Source organism: Endozoicomonas sp., from assembly GCF_031844845.1.
In the GTDB taxonomy this organism is placed as follows: domain Bacteria; phylum Pseudomonadota; class Gammaproteobacteria; order Pseudomonadales; family Endozoicomonadaceae; genus Endozoicomonas.
Genome location: NZ_JAVRMB020000220.1, coordinates 1 through 26,504, shown reverse-complemented (window position 1 = coordinate 26,504; position 26,504 = coordinate 1). Strand labels below are relative to the sequence as shown.

Below are 26,504 nucleotides of genomic sequence, written 5' to 3'. Positions count from 1 at the left end.
AGCGGAGCATCCCTGCCCGCTGAGGTGAAACCCTGCCGGTATCGCTGAGCTGTAAACCGTTAAGCCATCCGACGAAGAGTAAACATTACTGCTCAATAGTCACGGTTACATGACGATTATGCTGGCGCCCCATAAGGGTCTGATCGTCAGACTCAATGATGCCGCCGGCAACTATTTTAATCCTGTCAGGGTTGAGGCCCTGCTCCACCAGATACTTTTTCACACCTTCTGCCCGGTGCATGGAGAGCATTTTGTTGTACTCCATGGGGCCGGTTGAATCGGTATAACCCACGGCAGTCAGTTGGATATTGGGATTTGTTTTCGCCATGGCTGAAATTTTATCCAGTTGCAGGCGGCTATCCGAGGTGATGTCGGCGTTATCAAAATCGAAATAGATCATGCCCATATCTTTCTGTAAAGGGCAGCCATCGGCGTCGACAGGAACGCCTTTGGGGGTATCAGGGCACTTATCCATTGTGCTGAGGACGCCGTCACCATCAGTGTCAGCCGGGCAGCCATATTGGTCAACAGCAACACCGGCTGGTGTGTTGGGGCAGCGATCCATATTGTCTGGCACACCATCACCATCAGAGTCCGGGCAACCGTCAGCATTTACTTTCATACCGGACGGTGTGGCTGGACACTTATCCATATAGTCAGGAACGCCATCGTGATCCGAGTCCAGAGGGCAGCCACTCATATCGACTTTGACACCCGCTGGAGTGTTTGGGCACTGGTCCTTTTTGTCGGAAATACCATCCCCATCACTGTCTCCACCGGTCAGGGCGCAGATGGCAGCACCGACAAGAGCTCCTCCGACAGCTCCGTAGGCGGCAGATTTCCCACTTTCTGATGAGCCTGATTCACTGTTGGCCGATGCGCCAATAAGTCCGCCGGTGCCTGCTCCGATCAGGGCGCATTGACTCCATCGTTTCATATGACCATCGCTGGCACAGCCGGTGAGGAACAGAGTGATCATGAATAGAGTCAGCGTTTTGCAGGGTGTGATGAAACGCATGGATTGAACTCCAAGTGTGTCGGGTTAGGGGTGTGTTGACGTTTACTGTAATAAGAATTTGATGGGTTATTGGAGGGCTAACAGCTTCGAGTATAGGTCAAAATGTTTAGTTAAAAGCAGATATTGCTGATAAAGCAAAAGGTTACGGACTTCGTATAATGCCTCAGTGACTCAGGGTGGGAGAAGGGCTAGCCAGTAGGCTCAATCTGCCAGCAGCAGGGTTTGGCATTAACAGCAGGTAGGGGGAAACGCTTATTTTTATTTAAATGTGACCGATAACTGTGAGCATGCAAACCAAGAATATAGCTTCAACACTGCGAGCCATGGCCTTTTTTTTACGAGTGATTATGCAGGCTTCAGCGAAGTGGGTGGTGTTTTTTTTTCTAATCTTGCCAGGCCTGGAAAGCCGGGCTGAGATACTTCTTCACAGGGCGGTTGAGCCCGCACGAATGGGGCTGGATATCAGTATTTCCGGAGAAAATCTGACGGTGTATATTGTCATTAAGGAAGAGTCGTTATCTTTTCTTAATAAAAAAATGGACTCAGAACTGATGTTTGACCAGCTTCAGCGTATGCCACATTTTGCTCTGCCTGCATCTGCTGCCCGATGTCGTGTTATTGATCAGAGTGTGCATCGGGAACCTGGTCGAATTAACGGCTATCAAACGTTTCAGTGCCAAAGACCGGAGCAACTCAGATTTATTGAAGTCAAACTTTATGAGGCATTGCCCGACCTGAAAGCGGTCGATGTCTGGCTGACCACAGAAAACTGGCAAAACAAGACTGTGGTTTTCCCTGAAAAGTTGCTGGTTCTCATCAAATCGGGAATATTGTAATGATGCGACCTAAAGCCGTTACTGTTCGCGATCTTGAGCAGTATATCGGCGAAACAGAAATATTGAAAATTCCTGAACTTACCATCAATACTGGCGAAACGGTTTGTATTCAGGGAGGGAATGGTACTGGTAAAACAGCCCTTTTAAGAACTCTGATGGGATTAACTCGCTTCAGTAGTGGCGAAGTACTTGTATTAGGGAATGACCTGAGCATGATCAAACCATCCCTGTTAGAGCGACTCCGCGCTGATGCCATTGGTTTTGTTTTTCAGCATTATCGTCTGGTTCCTTATCTGAGTGCCCTGGATAATATTCTTTTGCCCTGTTACTTCTCGCCTAAAAGGAAAGAAGAAGCAGAAAAACGGTCTGATACTGCTGTCAATGATGCTATTCGCATTATCAGGAAATTAAGCCTGAAAGATCCATCCCGATTGTCAAAAAATATCTCCAATTACAGTGCTGGCCAACAACAGCGCTTTGCAATAGCTCGTGCACTCATTGGTAAGCCAGAACTTGTGCTGGCTGATGAACCTGTTTCAGCCATGGACAGTCATGGTAAGAAAGCAGTCTATCGGATTTTACAGGATGAGTGTCGTGCAAATGGTTCGACATTAATATGCACGACTCATGATGAAAGCGGTATTGATGGTTTTGATAGATATCTGGAAATGGAAACATTGAATTTGGCCAGAGAGCGAGAAAACCGATGGTCATTATGAAAATTATGCGCAAGAGCCTTAGGCAGAGAGCCGGACGATCAATAATTTCTATTATTGCCCTGGCTTTCAGCGTGGCTCTCCTTCTGGTTATCGGTCATATTCACGAAGCGGTAAGATCCTATGCACAGCAGGTGTCTTCAGAAGCGGATTTGATTGTGGGGGCTCCTTCCCAGCCAGTACACCTGGTGCTTTATAGTCTTTTCCGTATAGGTCCTCCGCCTCCGGTTATTCCCTGGGAGATTTATGAGGATATCGCGGGCCAGCAGGAAATGGAGTGGGTAACCCCGGTTTCAACCAATGAAAGTCACAGGGGATATACCGTAACGGGTACCACTGCACGTTATATGGACACGTTGCAGTTGAAGGCGGTTAATTTCATTGGATCCAGTGGTAAGGGCACTGCCTTCAGAAATGATTATTCAGCGTTTATAGGTGCTGAACTGGCTGAGGAGTATCAATATCAACCGGGTGAGACACTCACCATTGCTAACGGCTTTTCACCCTCATTAAAAGATGAGTATCCAACACCGTTTATTATCCAGGGTATTTTAACGGAAACCGGAACGTCATTAGATAATAATATTTTGATCCCCATTGAAGGGTTAAGAAAAAACCGGAAAACCCACGGAGTAAAATCTGATTATATCAATTTTATCTTGATTAAACTGAAACGTCGGCAGTCTCTGTTTGCTGTTCAGCAAGCTCTGAAGTCAAAATATGAAGTGCCACTTGAGGTAGTCATTCCAGTGTTGGAGCTTGAAAAGCTGGGATATTATGAGCGAGTGTTGAACAATGTTTTCATGGCAATGAGCTTTATTATCGGGCTTCTGTCCCTGATGATGATTTTCTTTAACCTCTCTGCAGGGTTTGCAGAACGAAAGCAGGAAGTTGAATTATTGCGGATGGTGGGAGCCAGACCCTGGCAGCTCGCAGGCCTTACTTTGGCCGAGCCAATGTTGCATATTCTTTTTGCGCTTTTTTCCGGAGTCGTAGTCTATAAAACGTCCACTCTCTTTCTGGGGAGCTGGATTCCCGTCATAAACAGTATCCAATTGCCTGTTCAGCAATTATTTTGGCTGCTGGCGCTGTTTCTTCTTGGTTTTTTGCTTGCCTGTTTACCCGCCTGGCGAATGTATGGTGTTTCTAAAAGAACGTAGTGAAATCCATTGAGGGTGGATATGCCAACGGGTACTTTTAATGCTATACAGAAATAAGTCCATTATCGTTTGTTTTAACAACGTCAGGAATTCATCAACTTCAACAGAAAATTCGACAGTTTATGGCGGCATCCATGGATGGGGCTGCCACCACTGAGCTTCAGGTTTTCTGGAAACCATTGAAATAAGTTCCGGGGGTTCGGAAGAAGCCTCAATGGTTCAGGATCACTTTTCATCATGTGACCACAGTCTCCAGCTCACTGAACCTGCAGCCTTATGTCATCAGAGCCTGACACTGAGGCAATCTTCTTCTGAAATACTCTGGTTATTACCGAACCATTAAGAAAACTCAGAGTCCACCTATTAGAATTCTTTAATCTAAGGATATTTTAATATGTTTGGCCCAGTTGGTGGCAAGACGAACGTTGGTGGCACAAATGATTTATCAGAGGCTAAGTCCAGCACAACGAATTCAGAGAACAATGGTGAGTCTGGTAATATATTTCGGTCAAGTAGTCCGGGTGAACGGGATTATCAACAAGGTATTGATGCTCGTTCTGCGAACAGTAACGTTCCAGGCAGAGTGCATATGACCCAGCCAGCAAAAGTAGGTGAGGAGAACGAAACAGTAACAATGCCGGCTGAAGGGAGTTCCAGGGTAAAAGAAGGAAATACCGGGTTTTCTGTAGCAGGAGAACTATCCGCCCTCTCACTTCAGGACTCTGCTTCTACGTTTCAGGAAGAAGCCATTCCAGATAGTGGAACAGGTATGACGAGTGAGGACTTGAGTGATACAGGTCAACTGATGGAAGAGCTGTCCTCTGCGTTTTCTGAGTTAATGACCGGCCGTGCTGATACTTCTGATGAGGGAGAAAAGAAACTTTCTCTGTATATAAGTAACTTTAAAACCATAGTTAGTAATGCACTTGATTTAACATTGCGCAACCAGGTTGTGGAGTTGTATCAAAATGCAAAATATATTGATTCCTGGCTACAACAACACGGAGCTAAAGAGCTGGAGGAAGCAGGAGTCAGGTTCGATCCTGTAAAATTGTCTTCAGTTAATGCTGAGGATAGTGTTGATGTATCTTTTTATGATTATCTCCATGGGCTTAGTCGAAGTGGGATAATGCAATGTTTGGAAGGGTGTTTAAAAGATCTGGATAGCTACCTGACAGGTTGTGATGTTAGATGTGATGATACCTTACTCCAGGGTAGAGCAATGAAAGATGGTTCTCGTGAGATGATGCTGGTTATTCGCTTCAACGATTTGAAAGCTGAAAAACTTTCTGACGTTCAATTCTATTTGGATGGGGATAGTAATAACGGTGACGTCTATTTTGCGAAGAAGCTGGATGACGACTTGTTGAGGCAATTATTTAAAAAAGTGAAGGACGCTGGAGGTAAGGTTCCAGAAAAAATGTTTAGCGAGTACATAAATCCATCGGACGACAAGATTACTTTACCTTCCCCTGAAAATCATCCTATTGTGAACACCATCTGAAGTTAGCAAAATCTGGAGCTATCTATGGCTGATGCACCCTATGTTCCACCCAGGATATGGGTATGGGAAAGTGAGAATGGCGGACAGTTTGGCGGAATTAACAGGCCATTTGCCGGTGCTCGTTTTGAGCAGTCCCTCCCGGTTGGTGAGCACCCCTTTCAGCTATACTCGCTGGCGACCCCGAATGGTGTGAAGGTTACCATTCTCTTTGAAGAGTTGTTGGAACTGGGGATTAAAGAGGCCGAATACGATGCTTTTCTGATTGAGATTATGGAAGGCGACCAGTTTGGCACCGGTTTTGTCGGGATAAATCCAAATTCAAAGATTCCCGCCATGGTGGATCGCAGTGATGGTGTTGAGATCCCGGTGTTTGAGTCTGGTGCCATTCTTCTATATCTGGCAGAAAAATTTAATGCCTTTATACCTTCAGAACCGGCTAAACGGGCTCAGTGTCTCTCATGGTTGTTCTGGCAGATGGGCAGTGGTCCATTTCTTGGCGGTGGTTTTGGCCACTTTTATGCCTATGCACCTGAAAAATACCAGTACCCTATTGATCGTTTTGCCATGGAGGTGAAGCGTCAGCTGGATGTGCTGAACCGACATCTGGAAAACAATCCCTTTATGTGTGGTGAGGATTATACCATCGCTGATATGGCTATCTGGCCATGGTATGGAGCACTGGTCGATGGCAAGGTGTATGAAGCGGCCGAATTTTTGCAGGTGGATCGTTATGAGCATGTGGTTCGATGGTCAGCGCAGATCGGGCAACGCAAAGCCGTCCAGCGAGGGAGAATGGTGAACCGGGTCTCGGGTGAACCATCAGAGCAATTAAGAAATCGCCACGATGCATCGGATTTTGAACTTCGAACTGAGGATAAGCTGGGGGCTTCTGGATAGGGTCGCCGGGTTTTATCTGACTTGATGCTTTTTATTATTCTCCGGAGCGGTATTTATGCCGCTTTTCTTTTCCGTGAAAGAAAATCGCCACGGAGACAAAGTTAAATTTACAGGCTCGCACCTCTCACTTACTCGTTATGCGTCTGCTCCTGGCAATTAAGGTAAAATATCGGGTTTGAGTTACCCCTGTTGAAATGGTGAGATACATCAGTTCCAACATATTTATTAAAAATTTTATCTTCTGCTTTAGAACCTGTAAATTCCCATCTCCCATCAATATTTACGTCTTTTTCTGGCCTTGTTGTATAGGTAGTTGAGCCAGCAGGGAACCAAGAATGGATGCAGTAAACAGCTTTCACTTCGCCACGATATATCATGAAAGCTAATTTTGCGTTATCACGACGGTTAGCAACGAAGGTAGCCATTTTGATTTTCCTTTTTGAGTTAGAGTTATAAGTACAGTCATTTTACCCTAACAGCCATCCTGTCATTCAGGGTTTCGGCACAGGCTGTTTAACGAAGTGATGGATCAGATAGTTAAGGACGTAATCCTGATCCTTTGGTTTTAACTGAGACTGTAGATAAAACGGTGTCTCCGTGGCTACACCTTTCATTCCCGAGGGTGACGAACTATCGTCATGAGGATTTGTGATGGTCATTACTTAAAGAAAAATTTTATTGGGTTTTTCTAATGCTAACTTTGACCGGATTAAAATTGTTTTTTTTACTTTGAATTTCACCTGTGATGTGAGAATTCTAGCCTATTCTTTTTAGACCAAAACCGCCTGAAAAATAAAATTTTTGACTGGTAATTATGCTATGAAGTTTCTTAAGGTTATTTTATTTTTATTGCCATCGATTGCTTTGGGTGAACCTATTGGCTTTGAATGGTTCAATCCGCCACCCTATCCCGATGTTCCTGCCCATCCACATTCCGAGCCTCCTTCATATCCGCCTTCACAGGATTATTCATATCGGGGATACAGGTCAGAGCCCGTGCCAGCACACACACAGCATGTATACTCTGATGCGTCACCAGTTACTGCCTGTAAAATTCCTGCGGGTACTTACCGCTTTGATGCCTATAGTATTTCCAAAACAGAGAAAATATGGATAAGCAAACTGGTGTTGTATCTCCATGTCAGTGATTCCGGATTGATGGTAATGAGGTTGAAACTGAAGCCGAGGAGTGGTCGGGAAGAGCAGTATGTTGTCGTTCCCTATGGCCATTCTGCAGATCTTGTGAATGTCTGCAGTGGTGTTAATTTCAGTTTCTTCTTTAAAGGAATTAATGTTTATGGAAAAACGTTAACGGGTAATCTTTCCGGGTACCTGACAACCGGTGGAAGTAAAAATAGCTATCACCTGACCACTGATGGCTGGATGGAGCGTTACGATGCTTCACATAGCTCAAAAGTCACGATTAACCTGGCTAGTCAGCAGTTCGAATATATTTATCCATATATAAAATAGTTTCTTATAAGGAGATCTTTTGGCCAGAACAGCTGATATCGCTTTGGTGTTTTATTTATTTAATGAATAGCAAATTTCTGAAGCGTTGCCATGGGTATGATGTCCAGCGTGGCAAGATGAGTCGATTCTAAAAACAGGGGTGGCGCTACGTTGGCTTCCATCGCCTCATTCCAGCGATTGGCGCATAGACACCAGCGATCACCGGCCTTTAAACCCACAAATCCCCAGTCAGGTTTTGGGGTGATCAGGTCATTGCCTTTTGTCAGGGCAAATTGCAAAAACTCATCGGTCATGAGGGCGCAGACGGTGTGTCTACCTGTGTCCTGCTCAATAGTGTGACAGAAACCATCCCGAAAAAATCCTGTGGGAGGATCTATGCAGCAGGGTTTTAAGGGCTGGCCAAAAACATTTTTCTGCGTAGATTCTGGTGTGCTCATAACCATCACATTTGGATTGTCAGGTTCTATTATCTACCAATGGCTTTTACAGGTTGTATAAAAGCCATTGGATATTTTGAGAAAAAATGTTCTATTTGAAAGTAAATATCAGCGTTATATTATCGAACCATATGTAGAAAATGCATGTGCTTTTCATACTGGTCAATAATATCACCAATAACCTGGTCTCTGGTCCAGCCCATAATGTCGTAACCCTGACCGCCTTCTGCCAGGAAAACTTCGGCCCGGAAATATTTGCGCTCTTCTTCGTCCTCTTCATCCAGCATAAAGCTGGGTTGGAGATAGGCTCTTGGCGTTATTTTGTAGAAAAAATCCACTTCATCCCCATGTAGTAGCACCAGGCTGGGGATATTTCTATCGGTATCGAACTGTATGGTGCTTTCAACACCCTGTTTTCCTATCTCGCCAGCCACCGACTCCATGGCGGGTAATACCACATCCTGAATAAAACGGTTGACGTTTGACCTGCGTGGAAAATGCACCAGCGTGTTCAGGCGGTCCTGCCAGGGTATCGGTTTGTGACCGACTTTCGGGGTTAGTATGGTGCGGGTCAGGCTCTCTTTCTTGGCGGCATCCACCGCCAGTGCTTTGAGTAATCCATAAGCAGAAAACAGCAAAATGATGGAGAAGGGCAGGGCGGAGGCAATCGTCACGGTTTGCAGCGCCTTAAGTCCGCCTGCCAGCAACAGAACCATGGCGACAACCCCAATCATGGAGGACCAGAAAATCCGTTGCCAGAGTGGTGTTTTACTACTGCCGCCAGACGCCAGCATATCAACGACCATGGCGCTGGAGTCGGATGAAGTGACAAAGAAAATCACCACCATGACAATGGCGACCATTGACAGCGCATCGGAGAACGGGAAGTACTCCAGGAACTTGAACAGTGCCACAGGGACATCGGTTTGTACGGCCTCGCCAAGGTCGGTGGCGCCCTGATTCATGATCATATCAATGGCGGTATTGCCAAAGGCGGTCATCCAGAGCAGGGTCAGGCCGGTAGGGACAAACAGTACGCCGGTGACAAATTCCCGGATAGTTCTGCCTCTGGATATGCGGGCGATAAACATGCCCACAAAGGGGGACCAGGATAGCCACCAGGCCCAGTAGAATAACGTCCATCCGCCTAACCAGTCGGTGGGTTGATAAGCGTAGAGGTTAAATGTTTTGTCAACCAGATCGGAAAGATAGCCGCCGGTATTCTGAACAAACATTTGTAGCAGTAGTACGGTTGGTCCCAGAAAAACAACCATTAATAGCAGCATCAATGCCAGCAGTAGATTAGCTTCGGACAATCGGCGAATACCTTTGTCCAGTCCGGAGGCCACCGACAGCGTCGCCAGTGCTGTGATAACAATAATCAGAAAAACCTGTGCCTGAGTGCTGACTTCAATATCAAAGAGGTAATTAAGCCCTGAGTTTACCTGAAGTACGCCGTAGCCGAGGGCGGTAGCGACACCAAAGATGGTGCCGAGAATGGCAAAAATATCGATGGTGTGGCCCGCTATTCCATATATTCGATCGCCGATGATGGGGTAGAGGGCTGAGCGCAGCGTCAGGGGTAAGCCGTGACGATAACCAAAAAAAGCCAGAATAAGGGCGACGAGGGCATAAATAGCCCAGGCATGAAGTCCCCAGTGAAAGAAGGTTAGCTTCATGGCTTCTCTGGCGGCTTCTACGGTTCCGGGTTCGCCCAGGGGGGGGGACATAAAGTGCATCACCGGCTCGGCAACCCCAAAAAACATCAGGCCAATGCCCATCCCTGCGGAAAATAGCATGGCAAACCAGGAGCCAAAACTGAACGAAGGTTCTGAATGGTCTGGCCCCAGTTTGATATCGCCATAGCGGGAGAGGCCAAGGAACGCGACACATAACAGAATCAGGGCTACGGCCATGACATAGAACCAGCTGGCATTGATCATGATGCTGGATTGAAGATACGTAAAGCGGTTATTAGCATCGTCGGGAAAGAAAACCGTATAGCCCACCAGTAGAAGTATTAAAATGGCAGAGCCAAAGAATACAGGAGGATTGATTGCGTGCCTGGGAGGGATCGGACTTTCTGCTTGGGGCATGGGTCAGGCTCTCTTTGGTTGATGGCTCTTGCAGGTATTCAAAATCGGTTTGACGGTTTGAATAGAGGGGCTATCCGCAAGAAGCCAGTCAACGCTCTGAAGGGGGGGGCATGAAGAGAATCCTGTTTACAGCTTTGTAGGAGTTTAGGTGAAATATGTTACAGTTCAAATTATTTGATATCAAAGTGTGTTTGTCCTGTTGATGTTATAAGGCAGATAAACACGGTGCGTTATTTTGATAATGCTCTGCGGAGCCCTTGCTGTATGCTGATTTCTGGGATATCACATTTCCGGCTCAGGGCTGTTTTTAACCTCTTGTGGTGAGTAGGTTGTATGGCTGAAACATGCTATTGGACTGATGTACTTATATCGCTAAGGCGCATTATTCGTGCAACGGATCTCCATTCCAAACGGTTGATAAAAACCTGTGGTTTGACCACGCCCCAGATCATGGTATTGCGGGCAATCCATGACCTGGGGGATGTGACAGTAAAAAGAATTTCGCAGGATATTTCCCTGAGTCAGGCGACAGTCACTATCATTCTGAACCGGTTAGAGGAGCGGCAGTATCTGGAGCGGGTCCGCAGTACTAATGACAAACGTATTGTTAATGCCCGACTGACAACGCTGGGTCGATCTGTTCTGGCCACAGCACCTACCTTGTTGCATGAAAAGTTTATCGAACGTTTTGAGGCTTTGGAGCCCTGGGAAAAAACCCAGGTTCTCTCTTCTCTACAGAGGGTGGCGGCCATGATGGATGCGGAGTCCATTGATGCTGCGCCGCTGCTGGATATCGGCTCTCCAGATCCGTAAGGGTCTGATGGTTGAGTGTATTTTGTACAGCCTGTCAAGGATGGAAGTGGAAAGTAATTTGATATCTAATCATTAGATGTGTAAGTTAATGACCGTTTGAAAATGGATTTATAGTGATAAGGTATAACAATGTTAAAACGTAAAATTACAGTCGGGGCTTTACTGGCACTTTCTCTTCCTTTCGCAGGGAGTGCATCTGCAAATGAGTGTGGCGATGTCACCATAGCTGATATGAACTGGAACTCAGCCACTCTGATTGCGCACGTTGATCAATTTATTCTAGAGAATGTATTTGGCTGTAATGTTGAGCTGGTACCCGGTAATACTATGGCTACCGGAGCCTCCATGGTTGAAAAGGGCGAGCCGGATATTGCCCCGGAAATGTGGAGTAATTCCATGAAGCCGGCGTTTGATAAAGGTGTGGAAGAAAAACGTCTTCGTTATGCTGGGATCACGCTCTCAGACGGCGGGGAGGAAGGGTTCTGGGTGCCGAAATATATGGTAGAAAAAGACCCTGAACTGAAAACCATTGAGGGTATTAAAAAGAAAGCAGCGATGTTCGAGCACCCTGAAGATCCAAAGCTATCTGCTTTTTACGGTTGTCCGGCTGGATGGAACTGCGAGATCAACTCCAGCAATTTGTTCCGGGCGCTGGATCTTGAAGAATATGGGTTTGACCTGGTTGATCCTGGTTCTGGTGCCGGCATGTCGGGTGCCATCGCTAAAGCTTATGAGCGTAATGAAGCCTGGTTTGGCTATTACTGGGCGCCTTCTGCTGTGCTGGGTAAGTATGAAATGGTTAAGGTGGACTTTGGTACAGGTATTGATGAAGAAGAGTATGTGAGTTGTATAACCCAGGAGGATTGTGAGTCGCCAAAAGTCACCATGTATCCACCCTCTCCGGTAAATACCATCACGACTGAACAGTTTGCCGTTAAAGCGCCTGCTGCCTATGAATATCTGGCCGGACGATCCTTCACCAATCAGCAAATGAACGAGCTATTGGCCTGGATGGAAGAAAATCAGGCTGAGGGTGATATAGCGATGGAGCACTTTTTGACGAATTATGAGTCTATCTGGACTCAGTGGTTATCTGCCGAACTTGTTGAAGAAGTAAAGCAAAAGCTTGCTGCTCTCTGAGATCTGTCACTCGCCTGTTTTGCAATGGTGGTTGCACTCTTTTTCGATTTGTTGTTTGTGTAGCCACCACCATTCCCCTCTCATAATAGAGCATCATAAAGGCTGAAGTGTATGGCTAAGGAATCGTGGTTCACTGAGTTTCCAGATATGGAACGCAGTGATCTTATCGCACTGAGAAAATCTTTGGACGGCACCTACCGGGAATTTTCCCGTGAATACGGTGACCTGATTGAATCTTTTTTTGATCCGTTACTTTCTTTTCTTGTCTGGTTTGAAAATCTTTTGATCAGTTCCCCCTGGTTGCTGGTGCTGATCGCTATTACCGGGTTGGCCTATGCCGCTAGCCGGTCCTGGAAATTATGTCTCGGTGTTGTCTGTTCACTGCTCGCGATCGGTTATTTTGGTATGTGGGAAAATACCATGCGAACACTGAGCGTGATTACTGTGTGTACTCTGGTTTCTCTGTTACTTGGTATTCCCACTGGTATTGCCATGGCCCGTTCAGATCGGGTTCAGAAAGTGGTTACTCCCATGCTGGATATCATGCAGACCATGCCGGCATTTGTTTATTTGATTCCTGTTGTCATGCTGCTTGGGATTGGCAAAATCCCCGGGGTGATTGCGGTTGTTATCTATGCCATTCCTCCCGTTATTCGACTGACTAATCTGGGTATTCGGCTGGTGGATAAAGAAGTGCTGGAGGCGGCCACTGCTTACGGTGCCAGCTCATTTCAGCGCTTGTGGGGGGTACAGCTGCCATTGGCAATGCCAACCATTATGGCGGGAATTAACCAGACCATTATGATGGCTCTGGCTATGGTGGTGATTGCCTCCATGATAGGGGTGAAAGGGTTGGGGCAGCCGGTATTGAAGTCCATTACCAATCAATATTTCACATTGGGGCTGCTCAATGGCCTGGCCATTGTGGCGCTGGCGATTATTTTTGACCGGGTTTCCCAGGCATATGCCCAAAGAACTCAGAAGCATCTGGGAGGAATAGAGCATGCGTGATCTCGAAAAGAAGCAGCCGCTGATCCAGATTAAGGGACTTTACAAGTTGTTCGGTAAACAGCCTGAAAAGATGATGGCTCGTGTTCATCGCGGAGAGTCCAAGGATCAGATTCTTGCAGATACTGCTCATACCCTTGGGCTCAGAGATATCAATCTTGAAGTACATGCGGGTGAGATTTTTGTCATCATGGGACTTTCCGGTTCAGGAAAGTCTACGCTGATTCGCCATTTTAACCGCTTGATTGACCCTACCGAGGGTGAGATTCTCGTTAATGGTACTGATATTACCCGGTTTTCTACCAAAGAGCTGGAGACATTTCGCCAGCAGAAAATGTCGATGGTTTTCCAGCGTTTTGGTTTGATGCCTCATCGAACAGTCATCGATAATGTTGCTTACGGGTTGGCTGTACAGGGGGTCGCTAAAGTTGAGCGTTTGCAAAAATCTGCTGAGTGGCTGGAAATGGTTGGTCTGGCTGGTTATGAGCAGCAATATCCAGCTCAGCTGTCTGGTGGTCAGCAGCAAAGGGTAGGGCTTGCCAGGGCTTTGTGTACTGATGCGGAAATTCTACTGATGGATGAAGCATTCTCGGCACTGGATCCATTGATTCGAAGTGAAATGCAGGACCAGTTAATTGAGCTGCAAAGCAGACTTCACAAGACCATTGTCTTTATTACCCATGACCTGGATGAAGCGCTCAGGCTGGGGGATCGCATTGCCATTTTGAAAGATGGTGAACTGGTGCAGCAGGGAGCGCCGGAAGATATTCTGTTAAACCCGGCCACGGAGTATGTTGAAGCATTTGTTAAGGATGTGAATCGTGCCCGGGCGCTGACGGTTGAAACCGTTATGAAACCGCCTGCTTGTCGAATTACTGCGGAAACCATTGGTGAAGCACTGAGTCAGATGAAAAAAACATCGGAAGACTTCGGCTACTATGTCAATGACGATGGTTATCAGGGCGTCATTCTACAGCAGACTCTTGAGCAGGCTGTGCAGAAGGGAAGCCACAAGAAGCTGAGCTCAATATCGATTGAAACCGTACCCGCTATTCAGGTGGATTCAATACTGGAGTCAGTGATACCCGATACGCTGGATACTGATTATCCTTTGCCGGTGGTGGATGATGATGGGCAGTTGCAGGGGCAACTTTCCAGATCAAGCCTCGCTGAAGTACTGGGGAATGTATCCACACGTCCATCAGTGGCTTATTGATTATTGGGGAGGAGGGAGGTCTTTATGGCCTCCTTGCTTAATGCCTTAAGCGAGCATCCAGTTCGTCGATAGCTTCGCACCAGTCAGCATCCAGATCTCTCTCTTCCACCAGAAATGCTTTTTGTGATGGGGTCCAGAAAACAGCATTTTCCAGCTTTTCATCATTCTTCAAAGAATGTTTCTTGAGGAAATTCTCAATCGAATCCGGATCAGTGTCGAGACCTAACTGGGAGAAAAGGTTGGAAAGGTCATTTAGCGGTGAGTCCATCATGACATCGCCTTATTAGCTTTGGGTTCTTTAATAGCAGAATCTCCCCTGGCTGACTTATTCTTCAGGCTCTCTGGGATTACACTCTTCACCTGTCTGACCATAAAGCAACTCATCATCGTTCATATCATGAATTTGATATTCACAGTCAACAGTCCATTTATCTTCATCAACGGTGATTGAACTCACGGCGACAACCTTTTCATCAGGTGAAGGTAGCTGGCAATTTCCACCAATGGTCTGCACCAGGAAGGGCAATTCTGGATTGAAACCAACAATAGCGCCACTGACCAAATATCGGTTAACCTTTTTAAAGTACCCTCCTATGTGAATGTGGTCATTTACATCTCCCCAGTTGAATTGATATCGCTGGGAGTGTCCGGGATCAAGAATCCGGCCTCCACAAACATCACCATGCCTGAATTCATTATGGAGGCATCCCAGGGCTGTCCATGTGACAGCAATTTTCTGATCCGTTTTGTTAATAACAGAGGATTTATTGGTTGCCTGGGCAGAGAGAGCAAAGGAACACAACAAAAACCCTATAAGCTTTGATTTCAGGAATCCCATAATAAACGACCTCGGTAAAAATCAAAAAAAACAGCGAAAATACAAAGTCTTTACATAGAGGGTGGAAAAGGGAGTAATCACCTACGGCACATGATCACTCGATTAAGAACTCATAATCAAAAAGCATACATCGCTGGTTAGTTATAAAAAGAATCTAAAAACTTTTTTGCTCATCGTAAAGCATAGGCGCAATCTATAGATTGGCAACTGTCGTAGCCGATTCCGGGCTGAAAGAAATAATTTATTAGAGATAGAGAGAGCCCTATCAGCCAGTGGCATCCAGGTAAACTCCTGCTTCGGCAACAACTACTTACTTCTTCAGAGGCTTTAAAACACAGTCTTAATGTTCCTTTGACACTGCTTTAGAGAATAAAGCACTGTCGTACATATTATGAATACTATAGTCACAATTAACAGTCCATTGATGGTCATCAATGGTGATCGAATTTACAATAACCACTTTTTTATCCGGTGATGATAAACGACAGTTACCACCAATTGTTGCCGAATACCCGCTATAAGGCCCACGATTATTTGGGTCAAAGGATATAGCAGAGCCGATTACTGCATATAGACCGATTCTTTTAAAAAAGCCGCCTATATGGATGTGGTCATTAGTGGCTCCCCAGTTGTACTGGTATCGATGGGAGTGTCCGGGAGCCAGGATTCTGCCGGCGCATACCTGTCCATGCTGGTATACATCATGCAAGCATCCAAGTGCTGTCCAGGCGACAGCAATCTTCTGATCGGTTTTGTTAATCACTGTGGATTTGTTGATGGCATGAACAGAGAGGGTGGCGGAGTATAGAAAACAGGCCAGCAGATTCAGACTTAAGAATCGCATTGGGATTAACCTCGAAAAAATTCAAGATGGAGGCATTCGCAAGACTAAATAATTTAATGAGGGCTTAATAAACGGTGGAAGTTTAAGGGTATGAATATCGGCCGATTATAGCTTGTATTCAGAGGGTAGGTATTCAGGGTTTCTTCCAATATGAAATGAGCCCACTGCGAGATCTGGACAAATGGGGTTCGACGATGATTGCGCTGTTATGCTCGAAGACAATGGGGTCGGCTACCGATCGATATTAGTCAGGGATAGGCAGGTGGCTGATAGTGCGATACAGAGCGAAGCCTTACGGCTTCGCTCTGTCTCGATTACTTTTAATCGGAGCGACGGGTGAAGAGTTGTTTGTTGTTCGCGGCTTTCACCATATCGGTCAGGATTACCCCTGCCTCCTGAAGAAAGGCGTCGGGCTCTTTGTCTTTTTTCTTCTGCTCCAGTTCCTGGTTATTGATCTCTTCGAGCTCATCCAGGTTATTCAGAAGTGGCTGGCCTCTGGATTTTCTCAGGCGATTTTCGATGGCCAGACGCTGGCTTCGCATGGTTTGCAGTTCAAGCTGTCGCTTTTCCTGATTGAGAGACACTTTAGTCTGGTTTTCATAAAGCTCAAAGTAGTCTTTCATCTCGTGAAGGTAGACAAAGTCAGCATTTTTACGGGTGCGAGACTCATGCTTTTTCTGCAACCCCGGCAGAAAAGGACTGAAGTCCGCATAAGGCCTGAAGGAGGCTGGTGCAATGCTGTCCCAGGGAAGCGCATCGGGAAGCGTGTCTTCACCAATATCACGGCCATCGTATAGCGATGGGAAAATGAGATCAGGGATGACCCCCCGGTTCTGCGTGCTCTGACCTGAAACCCGGTAAAACTTGGCAAGAGTCAGCTTAAGCTGGCCATGGTTTAATGGCTGAATGCTTTGTACGGTGCCTTTACCATAGCTCTGGCTACCAACAATCAGAGCCCGGCCATAATCTTGCAGGGCTCCGGCAAAAATTTCGGAGGCTGAGGCACTGAGGCGGTCAATCATCACGACCATTGGGCCGTCGTAGAGTTGTTCCGAGTCGGGATCCTCCTGCCTGTCAGAACGGCCTCTGTTATTACGAACCACAACGGTAGGTCCCTTGTCAATAAACAGGCCTGTCAGTTCATTGGCTTCCTGCAGTGAACCACCGCCATTGCCACGAAGGTCAATTACCAGACCATCAACCTTCTCTTTCTTCAGCTTTTTCAGTAGCTTTCGAACATCGCGGGTTGTGCTCTTATAGTCAGGATCGCCGGATTGAGCTGCCTTAAAGTCAATATAAAAAGTGGGTAGCTCAATAACGCCGATTCGACTGGGTTTGCCATTTGTTTTGCTACTCAAAGGGACTTCAATAATCTGGCTTGATGCATCCTGTTCTTCCAGCTTGACCCGGTCACGGACGATCTCATAGATCCGGGTGCTGCTATCTTTACTGCTGCCGGGGATGATTTCCAGCCGAACCAGTGTGTGTTTGGCGCCACGAATCAACTTAACAACGTCGTCCAGACGCATACCGACGACATCTTCAAGTTCGCCTTTTTTACCTTGTCCGACACTGATAATTTTATCACCAGGCTTGAGTTGCCCTGCTTTTTCAGCGGGGCCACCGGCAACGACACTGACCACTTTGGTGTGCTCATCTTCTGCCGACAAAACCGCGCCAATCCCTTCAAGGGAGAGACTCATGTTAATGTCAAAGTTCTCCGCTGTCTGGGGAGAGAAATATTGGGTGTGAGGGTCATAAATTCCAGCAAAGGCATTAATGTATGCCTGGAATGCATCTTCACTCTTACTTTGATGAAGTCTGCGAAGCAGATTCGTGTTTCTTCTACGTAGCTGACTGATAATCTCTTCGTCAGTTTTGTTGTTCAGCTTCTGACTTAACACACTATCTTTGAATTGTTTGTTCCACAGATCCTGCTGGGCCTTCTTGTTTGCCAGCCATGGCTCTTCTTTGCGCTCAATGATCAGCTCTTCATTCTTTTTAAGGTTCAGGCCTTTAATGCCAGTGTCCAGTTGCTTCAGCATAAAGCGAGCCCGTTCTTCTGCCCTTTCACGATAACGATTAAAAATGGCAAAAGCAGGTTTTAGGTCGCCACTTTTCAGGGAGTCGCCCAGTTTTTTACGGTAGGGCTCAAATTCCTGAATATCGGAATGCAGGAAAAAACTGCGGTTTGGGTCCAGTCGATCCAGATAACGATCGAACACTTTTTCCATATTGCTCTGGTCGAGAGGGATTTTCCGGTAGTGGCTTCTTGAGAGCAGCTGAACCACATGAACGCTGGCAATGGCCTGTTGCAGGTTTGGGCTCAGGGACGGAACGGGCTGACTGATGTCCTTATCGACGGCTTGAGCCAGACTTCCCGTAAAGAGCACGGTGAAAAGCAGCGACAAAAAGAACGGCAGAATTCTTTTGGCTGGCTGCAGTTTCGATATCATAGAGGCTCTTGCTCCGTGTCATTCTGTCTGTTGAAGAGTGCCATCCTGGCTCAGTAATAAATTGACGGCTAAGACGCTTTCCATTACTTAAGTCATCGCTCAGGTTGTCAAACTCTTGAGTTAACCCATGGGGCTAGATACAGCATAATACAGTCATCTGATGGATAACAGCCGTTGAGCCTTTGGCCTCTGACAACTTTATGTAAATCAGGCCGTTAATCCGCAGTGGATATAACCCATGCATAGTTTCTATTCCAACAAGGCTGCTGGAAAAAAGCAATGATTCATTTGGTGTGAGGGGGGCTGTATAGGGTTTTCAGCATCAAATAAAAGGGCAGAGACATATTGTCTTTGCCCGAAATATGAAGGTGATTTTGTCGGGCAGGGCTCAGTTATAACCTTTGATAAAACCACCGGTTTCATCAAATGACTGAGCCGCCGGCAGGGTCGTTGAAGCCTTTAACAACGGTTTAATTGGATTAATCGTACTGCGATGTATGGAAAAAACATTCTTGAACTGAGATGTCGGGCGCAGTGCGGGTCGGCTTTTGGGTTGGGCTTTCATGGGGTTGCCTGTGGTCATGGCTGGTCTATTGACAAACTTAGAATAGCAACATCGGCAGAATAATGGGAGTCTGAAATTGTATGTATGAAGCGATTTTTCGTTGTTGTCTGCAAACAAATGTAATTGGTTTTTAATATTTTGCTGGCTTGAATGCTTTTCCTGAGTTTAGGTGGTTAAAAATAATACATGAGTGTTTTGGCTCTAATACATCATTTAAATAAGATTGACGGGTGACAAGGTTGGGTCGAGCGAATGCGAGCCCCAACACAAACTCTCAACAGCAAACAACAATCCGCAAAAAACGGGCCCGGCAATTCAGACTGTAAATATTTAACTGCTGTTTGTGGGGGAGTGCCGAGATTTGTTGGGACTCGCTCTGCTCGATCTACCTACCTGTCAAACCCCTTGAAACCATGCACTAGTGCTTAAATAGTTTTAGCCCTGATATTTGAATCATTGGAAAGGTTGGACGTGGTGCCTGTGTTCAGGCACCAGAAGAATCGGTTTATTAATGATTCAATTAGGAGGGAAGTGATTTTGTTTTGAAGAAATTGACCAGGGTTTGGCTTAACTCAAATGCGTCTTCAGTTCCTGCCAGTTCCCGAATAGAGTGCATACCAAATGTCGGCAGCCCAAGATCCAGCGTACGTACACCAAGCACACCGGCAGTCAGTGGGCCGATAGTACTTCCGCAGGCCATATCGGTACGGGTAACAAAGTGCTGTACTTTGCTGCCACTGGCCTGACAGAGAATGCGGTAAAGGGCGGAAGTTTCATCATTGGTGGCATAGCGCTGGTTAGCATTGACTTTAATGACGGCCCCCTGATTCAGTTTTGGCGCGTGATGCTCGTCATGTTTGCTGGCATAGTTGGGGTGAATGCCATGGGCATTGTCTGTGGAAATAAGCATTGAGCGACTCATAGCCCGGGTCAGGGATTCACCGGTACCATAAATTCGTTCCAGCACACTTTTCAGGAATGGTCCCTGGGCTCCGGTAGTCGATACGCTGCCCACTTCTTCATGGTCGTTGCAGACCAGCAGTGCCGTGGTATCCGAACCTTTATGATTGAGCAGTGACTCCAGTCCTACATAGCAACTGAGCAGATTGTCCAGTCGGGCACTGGCAATAAAGTTGTTTTTCAGGCCGATGACGGCAGCACTCTGGGTGTCATAAAAAGAGAGATCATACTCCATGACTTCCTGGCAGTCAGAATGGCCCTGTCGAACCAGTTCTTCTTTCAGCAGTTCACGAAAATCGACGTTTTCATCATCCGCCAGCTGGAACAGAATGGGTGGAATATCGGTTTGAGTATTCACTGCACGACCACTGTTTACTTCACGGTCCAGGTGAATGGCCAGGCTGGGAACAATGGCGATGGGGCGCTCAAAATTGATCAGCTGGTGGCAAAGCTGTTGTTGGTCGTTGAGATACTGAACCCGGCCAGCAATAGAAAGGTCCCGGTCAAACCATGGATTTAACAAGACACCACCATAGACTTCTACGCCAAGCTGGAAGTAGCTGTGCCTGCTCATTTCCGGGTGCGGTTTCACTTTCAGGCAGGGGGCGTCGGTATGGGCTCCGACCATTCGGGCTCCCAGTTCGGGTTTACCCAGGGTGAAAGCAATGATCGAAGAACCATTGCGGGTTACGTAATAGTTCTCACCTTCTTTGAGAGTCCAGGCTTCTGATTCATCTAATGGCTGGAAGCCAGCTTTCTCAAGTTTAGCCACCATCGTGGCCACGGCATGGTAAGGAGTAGGAGAGGCATTGAGGAACTGAATCAGATCCTGGTTAAAATGTTCTTTGCTCATGGGGCTACCTTGCGATGTAAGTTGTGATCTTACTATTGATCATTGTTGCAAAAAAGTGATGTAGAAAAAGAGGTCGGGATTATTGCTGAGCGCCTGAAATTGATTGCCAGGGCAAAAAGAGCAGGGAGACAGGCTGGTTGCTCCGGACATGAAACGTCCGGGCTGGAAAGCATTAAGGAATTGTCCTGAAATAAGATCCATATTTTACTGAAACTTGTAAAAGGCCGTTGGCCGTTGCCCGCAAAAGCACAAGTGGCTCTGGCTTTTTCGGGCGGCGGGCAGCGTTCGTTGAAATGGCTAAGTTATTTAAGGACGGTTCCTAAGGCCTTTCTATCAGCAGTGGATAAACAGACTTGCAGTAATGCCGGGAAAAAATAGAAGCTGCCGTTAATTTGGCAGCTGTACATTCACTTCAAGGATAGAGCAGCCATCGTGTGAGTCCAGCTTGATATCAATGCATTCTTGCCGGATCTCAATGTATTTCTGTATGACTTTAAGGATGTCCCGCTCCATCTCCGGCAGAAAGTCGCGCCCGCCTCGGCCGTTACGCTCATGGGCAACAATGATCTGTAACCTCTCCTTGGCAATGGAAGCGGTGTTTTCTTCCTTGCGTGATGAGCGGAATAGTTGCATCAGGTTCATCCATTTCCTCCGAACATACGTTGTAAAAATCCTTTTTTCGTGGGCTCCAGGAAGCGATGAGGAACTTCTTCGCCAAGAAATCGTGCGACAACGTCAGCATAGGCCTGGCCGGCATCGCTGTCATCGTTACAGAGCACGGGTACACCCTGGTTGGATGCTTTCAGTACCGACATGGATTCCGGGATCACGCCTATCAGCGGTATCGCAAGAATTTCTTCTACGTCACGGATATCGAGCATTTCACCGCGGAGTACTCTATCCGGGTTATAGCGTGTGACCAGCAAGTGTTCACGAACGGGTTCTCTATTTTCAATAGCCCGGCGAGACTTGCTTTGCAGAATACCGAGTATTCGATCGGAATCCCGTACCGATGAAACTTCCGGGTTAGTGGTAATAATGGCATCGTCGGCAAAATAAAGGGCCATCAGTGCTCCATGCTCTATTCCAGCCGGGGAGTCGCAGATAATGAATTCAAAATCTTTTGCCAGCTGGTTTAATATTTTTTCGACCCCTTCGTGGGTCAGCGCGTCTTTATCCCGGGTCTGGGAGGCCGGCAATATAGACAGGTTTTCAGTGCGCTTGTCTCTGATCAGTGCCTGGTGAAGCTCAGCTTCACCATTGACGACATTGACCAAGTCATAAACGACACGTCTTTCACATCCCATCAGGAGGTCGAGGTTTCTGAGGCCTACATCAAAGTCAATGACAACGGTTCTGTGACCTTTAAGCGCCAGTCCGGTTGCAATGGAAGCGCTGGTCGTGGTTTTACCCACGCCACCTTTTCCAGAAGTCACAACGATAATACGAGCCAAGTTGAAATCCTGTAATAAGTCAATAACTAAACTATTGACCAGTATTTCTTAAAGTTTCTTTATGTGCAAGCTTTGCTCTTCAAGGGAGACAATAACACTGCCTCCCCAGAGGGAATCACTGCTGTCAGATGCTGATGGCATCTTGTACTGACCATTGATGGAAATCAGCTCTGCCTCAAATTGCAGGCAGAAAATTCTGGCGTCTTTGTTGCCGTTTACCCCTGCCAGCGCGCGGCCCCTTAGCGGACCATAGACATGTATATTTCCGGCCGCCAGTAGTTCAGCTCCAGCACTGACCGGGCTGGTAATCACCAGGTCGCCTTCAGCATAAACCTGTTGGCCAGAACGGACCGGGTGTTCGATCAATGTGGTTTTAAACGCAGCTGCTGGTGCCGGTGGCTGGCTGGATGTTTCTGCAAGAGCGCCCGAGGGACGGGATTTCTGCATTATTACCACATTGGTCTCTGCACCTTTTTCCTCGCAATCAGGCTGTGTTGGCGAGGGAAGCCAGGGGATGCCCGCCATTATGGCATCCTGCTTATGACTCTCCCGGCCACCACGAACAGCAATAAGAATCAGGCCAAACTGTTGTAAACTGTGGCGCAATTTATATAAATCAATGGGTGGTTGTTCGGGACTCAGTTGGTCAACAGCAATAACAACAGGGGTTTGCTGAAAAAAATTCGGTGCCTTGCGGGTCATATTCTCCAGCTGATTGGTAATATCCGCTGGATTGGTTGAATGCAATTCAAGAGTAGTCAGTGTATAAATGCTACCGGTCATCTTGAAAGCTGCAGCGGTGGTACCGGTTTGCAGTTGAAGGGTCATAGCGTACAACTCTGATATAGTGTATCGATAAGCAGCAGATTAAATGGTCAGCTTTTTATACAACAGATTGTAGCGTAGAGAACTCAACGATCAGATACAAGTATTGAATTAATATGACGCAAAACATTGCTGATGCCCGTGAAGACGATGTATTTCATCGGGCATACCTGCACCCGAAATACTGGCTTACCTGGCTGGGTATCGGGTTAACGTTTATTCCTTCTCTGTTGCCTTATCGCTGGATTCTTCGGTTGGGGCGGTGGATGGGTCGAATCATCTACCCGGTAGCCGGTTATCGTGTTCGTGTGGCCAGAATAAACCTGGAAAAATGCTTTCCTGAGTTGAGTCAGCAGGAAAGGGAAGAACTGTTAAAGAAGAACTTTGAGTCAGTGGGCATTGGTATTATGGAAGTGACCATGGCCTGGTGGTGGTCTGCCCAGAGGCTTGAGAAAATAGTCACCTATAAAGGGCTGGAGAATCTTGAGTCAGAAAGCGGAACGATCCTGATGGTGATGCACTTCACCACCATTGAGCTGTCCGGTCGGTTGATTACCCTGCGACACAGTGTGGATGCAACCTACCGGGAACATGCCAATCCGGTTTTTGAATACGTTCAACGTCGTTTAAGACATCGCTTTGACCCTGGCAGTCAGTTGCTGGGAAGGCGGGATGTTCGGGGAATGTTACGCTCGTTAAAGACAGGGCGAATCGTCTGGTACTCTCCTGATCAGGATTATGGTGCTAAAAATAGCCTGTTTGTCCCTTTCTTTGGTATTCAGGCGGCCACTATTACCAGTACCTCACGTCTGGCCAAAGCGGGGAAGGCCAAAGTGGTTCCCATGGTGGTAACCCGACTGCCAGGGGCAAAGGGCTATGAGTTTCGCCTGTATCCGGCACTGGAAAGCATTCCTTCCGGTGATGATTATAAGGATGCATTGCAGGTTAATCAGTTTATCGAACAGCGTATCCGGGAGCATCCGGAGCAATATATGTGGCTTCATCGACGGTTTAAAAGCCGGCCTGAAGGGGACGCTGATTTTTATCGAGGCTGATTGATTGCTTTTCTGTCTGGTGCTTAAAGTGAGTATCCAGACAGATTTTTCCTGAGCTGCTTTACCTGCCACCGTATTCCTGTCAATCCCCTTTCCAGTGTAAATAGCGAATTGTTATTTATGACTTATTTGTAAGCATATTTACTTTGCCTTTGCAGTGGTTCCGATATATAAATGCCTCGTTGGAATAGCATATCAGGCATGATGTTCACCATGAACGTGAAGCCATAAAATTAACTTCCTTTTTGCACACACCTTAAAATAACTGTTTTTGACGGCTGCAATAGCCGTTCTAATTTGAAGACCAAATACGATGGAAGATCACTTTAAGCTTATTGATAAGCCGACCTTTTTTGGTGCGGTTATTTTACTGATCTCAGTAGTTATACCTCTGGCGCTGTTTCCGGATGAAGGGGCGCAAATTATAGCCATCGCTAAAACCTTTATGACCGATACCATGGGGGTTCTGTATCTGGTATTGGGGCTGTCCGCTGTACTGTTTATGATCTACGTGGTTTTTTCCGAGATAGGCCAGATTAAACTGGGTGATGCCGATGAAAAACCGGAGTTCTCTACGTCATCCTGGGCAGCCATGCTGTTCTGTGGTGGTATTGGTGCCAGCATTCTCTACTGGGGCAGCATTGAGTGGGCCTATTACTATCAGGCACCACCCTTCCAGCTGGAACCTGGCAGTGAAGAAGCGATTCGCTGGGCAGCAACCTACGGTATCTTTCACTGGGGGCCGATTGCCTGGTGTATCTATATGATACCGGCAATACCCATCGCCTATTTTTTCCATGTTCGCAAGAATCCGGTGCTGAAGGTTTCTGCAGCGCTGATGCCGGTGCTTGGAGAAGCCCGGAGTAAAGGTCCCATTGGCAAAGTGATCGACGTGCTGTTTATTTTTGGTTTGCTCGGTGGTGCTGCAACCACACTGGGCCTGGCGGCACCACTGATTAACGAAGGGTTAAGCTACCTGACTGGCATCCCGTCCACGAATGCGACACAGATTGGCGTGTTGATGGTGTGTACGGCACTGTTTGCCTACTCCTCCTATAAAGGCATGGATGGTGGCATCAAGGTGTTGAGTAATATTAATTTCTGGGGGGCTATTGGTCTGCTGGCCTTTATCTTTGTCACCGGGCCGACACTGTTTATGGTGGAAACGGGGCTGGACTCAATTGGCCGGATGATGTCTAACTTCTTTATTATGGCCACCTGGGCAGAGCCTTTTGGTGGCTATGGAACCTTTGCAGACACCCACTTTCCTCAGGACTGGACGATTTTTTACTGGGCCTGGTGGCTGGTGTTTGCGCCAAGTATGGGCTTGTTCGTTGCCCGTATTTCCAAAGGCCGTACCATTAAACAGATGGTCGCCGGTGCGGTATTTTTTGGTTCTTTTGGCTGCGCGATTTATTTTATGGTGTTGGGTAACTATGGATTATCCCTGCAGTTGTCCGGGCAGCTTGATGTGGTGGGGATTCTGAATGCCGAGGGTGCTACAACAGCGATCTTCAGTATTCTTGAACAGCTGCCTTTCAGTTATCTGGTTATCGCTGTGTTCACTGCTCTGTGTATTATATTTACGGCGACCACCTTTGACTCCATTTCCTTTATCCTGGCGTCGGTGGTGCAGAATAATGTCACAGAAGACCCGATGCGCTGGAACCGTCTGTTCTGGGCATTTACCTTGTCGATCATGCCATCGGTACTGATGTTTATGGGGGGCTTGGCAACGCTGCAGACCGCAGCCATTGTGGGTGGTTTACCGTTGCTGGTGATTGCCGTGATGCTGATGATCTCTGCGGTTAAAGCCACCATGCTCGATATATCCCGTCAGGAAGGCTACGAAGAGTCCATCATTAATATCGAGGAATTGCCGGAAGTTGACCCATGGAGCCTGGAAGGTTCTGCCCTGGCTCGCTTTGAGCAGTTAAAAGACCAGGCGACAGAAACCGTTAATACAGAGCGTCAGGCTCATGAAGAGCTGGCAGTACTGAAGAAGCAGATTCGTATGGAAGCCATGGCCCGTGGTGCCACAGGCTCTGATCTGGGCGATGCGCCTGCACACATGCTTGAAGAAGTGGAGCGACTGACCCAGAGTGCCATGGAGGCCAATGAGAAGAAGTTGGCGGCGTCTGAACTGGCGCAGCAGGCTCGTATGGAATTCAATGACCTGATGCGACAGAAAGAAGAAGGGCAGAGAGAGCTGGAACGCCTTCAGGTAAAAGAAGAAATTCTGATGCGGATGGGGAAAGCGTAATTAGAGTAAGTAATGCCAGCCAGATTTTTCTGGCTGGTTTGATAGTGATTGTTTATTGCACTCTTTCATTTTTCTGC

26 protein-coding genes are annotated in these 26,504 nt (G+C 47.0%); 13 read left to right on the top strand and 13 right to left on the bottom strand.

From position 1 onward, the window contains the following. Positions 1–85: 85 nt before the first annotated feature. Positions 86–1,018, bottom strand: a complete 933-nt coding sequence (locus RM811_RS11535) for an OmpA family protein (RefSeq protein WP_402524250.1) — start codon at positions 1,016–1,018, stop codon at positions 86–88. Between the two features lie 287 nt (positions 1,019–1,305). On the opposite strand from RM811_RS11535, the gene RM811_RS11530 reads away from it, so the two are divergent. From RM811_RS11530 to yghU, 5 genes are all read left to right on the top strand, one after another. Further along, positions 1,306–1,854, top strand: a complete 549-nt coding sequence (locus RM811_RS11530; protein WP_402524247.1) for a hypothetical protein — start codon at positions 1,306–1,308, stop codon at positions 1,852–1,854. Further along, positions 1,854–2,573: an ATP-binding cassette domain-containing protein gene (locus RM811_RS11525; RefSeq protein WP_402524245.1), complete on the top strand. Its 720-nt coding sequence runs from the start codon at positions 1,854–1,856 to the stop codon at positions 2,571–2,573. Before RM811_RS11530 ends, RM811_RS11525 begins: the two co-directional genes overlap by 1 nt. Then, the gene (locus RM811_RS11520) at positions 2,570–3,730 is read left to right on the top strand and encodes an ABC transporter permease (protein WP_402524243.1); all 1,161 of its coding nucleotides are present in this window, start codon (positions 2,570–2,572) and stop codon (positions 3,728–3,730) included. The genes RM811_RS11525 and RM811_RS11520 overlap by 4 nt, the downstream gene beginning before the upstream one ends. A 394-nt stretch (positions 3,731–4,124) precedes the next feature. Then, the gene (locus RM811_RS11515; protein WP_402524241.1) at positions 4,125–5,234 is read left to right on the top strand and encodes a hypothetical protein; all 1,110 of its coding nucleotides are present in this window, start codon (positions 4,125–4,127) and stop codon (positions 5,232–5,234) included. Positions 5,235–5,258: 24 nt separating this feature from the next. Then, positions 5,259–6,131, top strand: coding sequence for a glutathione-dependent disulfide-bond oxidoreductase (gene yghU / locus RM811_RS11510; protein ID WP_402524239.1), 873 nt, complete (start codon positions 5,259–5,261; stop codon positions 6,129–6,131). Between the two features lie 128 nt (positions 6,132–6,259). Here yghU and RM811_RS11505 read toward each other — a convergent pair whose 3' ends face one another. Continuing rightward, positions 6,260–6,556, bottom strand: a complete 297-nt coding sequence (locus tag RM811_RS11505; protein WP_402524238.1) for a hypothetical protein — start codon at positions 6,554–6,556, stop codon at positions 6,260–6,262. A gap of 394 nt (positions 6,557–6,950) precedes the next feature. Between RM811_RS11505 and RM811_RS11500 the strand changes: the two genes are divergently transcribed. Further along, positions 6,951–7,604, top strand: a complete 654-nt coding sequence (locus tag RM811_RS11500) for a hypothetical protein (protein WP_402524235.1) — start codon at positions 6,951–6,953, stop codon at positions 7,602–7,604. 59 nt (positions 7,605–7,663) lie between these two features. Here the strand turns inward: RM811_RS11500 and RM811_RS11495 are convergent, their stop codons facing one another. Both RM811_RS11495 and RM811_RS11490 read right to left on the bottom strand, forming a co-directional pair. Then, complete coding sequence (locus RM811_RS11495) at positions 7,664–8,041, bottom strand: DUF2237 family protein (RefSeq protein ID WP_402524233.1); 378 nt, start codon at positions 8,039–8,041, stop codon at positions 7,664–7,666. A 119-nt stretch (positions 8,042–8,160) separates the two neighbouring features. After that, the gene (locus RM811_RS11490; RefSeq protein WP_402524231.1) at positions 8,161–10,137 is read right to left on the bottom strand and encodes a BCCT family transporter; all 1,977 of its coding nucleotides are present in this window, start codon (positions 10,135–10,137) and stop codon (positions 8,161–8,163) included. 333 nt (positions 10,138–10,470) lie between these two features. Between RM811_RS11490 and RM811_RS11485 the strand changes: the two genes are divergently transcribed. The 4 genes from RM811_RS11485 (at position 10,471) to RM811_RS11470 (ending at position 14,314) form a co-directional block, all read left to right on the top strand. Next, complete coding sequence (locus RM811_RS11485; protein ID WP_402524228.1) at positions 10,471–10,950, top strand: MarR family winged helix-turn-helix transcriptional regulator; 480 nt, start codon at positions 10,471–10,473, stop codon at positions 10,948–10,950. Between the two features lie 129 nt (positions 10,951–11,079). Next, on the top strand, positions 11,080–12,090 hold the full coding sequence (locus RM811_RS11480) for an ABC transporter substrate-binding protein (RefSeq protein WP_402524225.1): 1,011 nt from the start codon (positions 11,080–11,082) through the stop codon (positions 12,088–12,090). A gap of 111 nt (positions 12,091–12,201) precedes the next feature. After that, entirely contained in the window at positions 12,202–13,101 is a 900-nt protein-coding gene (locus tag RM811_RS11475) for an ABC transporter permease (protein ID WP_402524223.1), read from the top strand. Further along, positions 13,094–14,314: a glycine betaine/L-proline ABC transporter ATP-binding protein gene (locus RM811_RS11470; protein WP_402524220.1), complete on the top strand. Its 1,221-nt coding sequence runs from the start codon at positions 13,094–13,096 to the stop codon at positions 14,312–14,314. The genes RM811_RS11475 and RM811_RS11470 overlap by 8 nt, the downstream gene beginning before the upstream one ends. 37 nt (positions 14,315–14,351) lie before the next feature. Here RM811_RS11470 and RM811_RS11465 read toward each other — a convergent pair whose 3' ends face one another. The 6 genes from RM811_RS11465 to RM811_RS11440 all read right to left on the bottom strand — a co-directional run bounded on the left by RM811_RS11465 (position 14,352) and on the right by RM811_RS11440 (position 20,830). Then, entirely contained in the window at positions 14,352–14,585 is a 234-nt protein-coding gene (locus RM811_RS11465; protein ID WP_402524217.1) for a DUF2789 domain-containing protein, read from the bottom strand. Positions 14,586–14,639: 54 nt separating this feature from the next. Further along, complete coding sequence (locus tag RM811_RS11460; RefSeq protein WP_402524214.1) at positions 14,640–15,152, bottom strand: hypothetical protein; 513 nt, start codon at positions 15,150–15,152, stop codon at positions 14,640–14,642. 340 nt (positions 15,153–15,492) lie between these two features. Further along, complete coding sequence (locus tag RM811_RS11455; RefSeq protein ID WP_402524212.1) at positions 15,493–15,996, bottom strand: hypothetical protein; 504 nt, start codon at positions 15,994–15,996, stop codon at positions 15,493–15,495. Positions 15,997–16,316: 320 nt separating this feature from the next. Beyond that, entirely contained in the window at positions 16,317–18,452 is a 2,136-nt protein-coding gene (locus RM811_RS11450) for a carboxy terminal-processing peptidase (RefSeq protein ID WP_402524210.1), read from the bottom strand. 388 nt (positions 18,453–18,840) lie between these two features. Further along, positions 18,841–19,017 carry a hypothetical protein gene (locus tag RM811_RS11445; RefSeq protein ID WP_402524208.1) on the bottom strand — a complete coding sequence of 59 codons (177 nt, stop codon included), beginning with the start codon at positions 19,015–19,017 and terminating at the stop codon, positions 18,841–18,843. A 520-nt stretch (positions 19,018–19,537) separates the two neighbouring features. Next, a complete protein-coding gene (locus RM811_RS11440) occupies positions 19,538–20,830 on the bottom strand; it encodes a M18 family aminopeptidase (RefSeq protein WP_402524206.1) in 1,293 nt (430 codons plus the stop codon). Between the two features lie 45 nt (positions 20,831–20,875). On the opposite strand from RM811_RS11440, the gene RM811_RS11435 reads away from it, so the two are divergent. Further along, the gene (locus RM811_RS11435; RefSeq protein WP_402524203.1) at positions 20,876–21,019 is read left to right on the top strand and encodes a hypothetical protein; all 144 of its coding nucleotides are present in this window, start codon (positions 20,876–20,878) and stop codon (positions 21,017–21,019) included. 198 nt (positions 21,020–21,217) lie between these two features. Here RM811_RS11435 and minE read toward each other — a convergent pair whose 3' ends face one another. From minE to minC, 3 genes are read right to left on the bottom strand one after another with little or no spacing between them, the layout of a single operon-like run. Next, entirely contained in the window at positions 21,218–21,472 is a 255-nt protein-coding gene (gene minE, locus RM811_RS11430; RefSeq protein WP_402524201.1) for a cell division topological specificity factor MinE, read from the bottom strand. Further along, entirely contained in the window at positions 21,469–22,284 is an 816-nt protein-coding gene (gene minD, locus RM811_RS11425; RefSeq protein ID WP_402524199.1) for a septum site-determining protein MinD, read from the bottom strand. The genes minE and minD overlap by 4 nt, the downstream gene beginning before the upstream one ends. Positions 22,285–22,332: 48 nt before the next feature. Next, positions 22,333–23,112: a septum site-determining protein MinC gene (minC, locus tag RM811_RS11420; RefSeq protein WP_402524197.1), complete on the bottom strand. Its 780-nt coding sequence runs from the start codon at positions 23,110–23,112 to the stop codon at positions 22,333–22,335. Between the two features lie 113 nt (positions 23,113–23,225). On the opposite strand from minC, the gene lpxL reads away from it, so the two are divergent. Both lpxL and RM811_RS11410 read left to right on the top strand, forming a co-directional pair. Beyond that, positions 23,226–24,164 (top strand): LpxL/LpxP family Kdo(2)-lipid IV(A) lauroyl/palmitoleoyl acyltransferase, encoded by a 939-nt coding sequence (gene lpxL / locus RM811_RS11415; protein WP_402524195.1) that lies wholly within the window; start codon positions 23,226–23,228, stop codon positions 24,162–24,164. Between the two features lie 313 nt (positions 24,165–24,477). Continuing rightward, entirely contained in the window at positions 24,478–26,427 is a 1,950-nt protein-coding gene (locus RM811_RS11410; RefSeq protein WP_402524193.1) for a BCCT family transporter, read from the top strand. Positions 26,428–26,504: the final 77 nt, after the last annotated feature.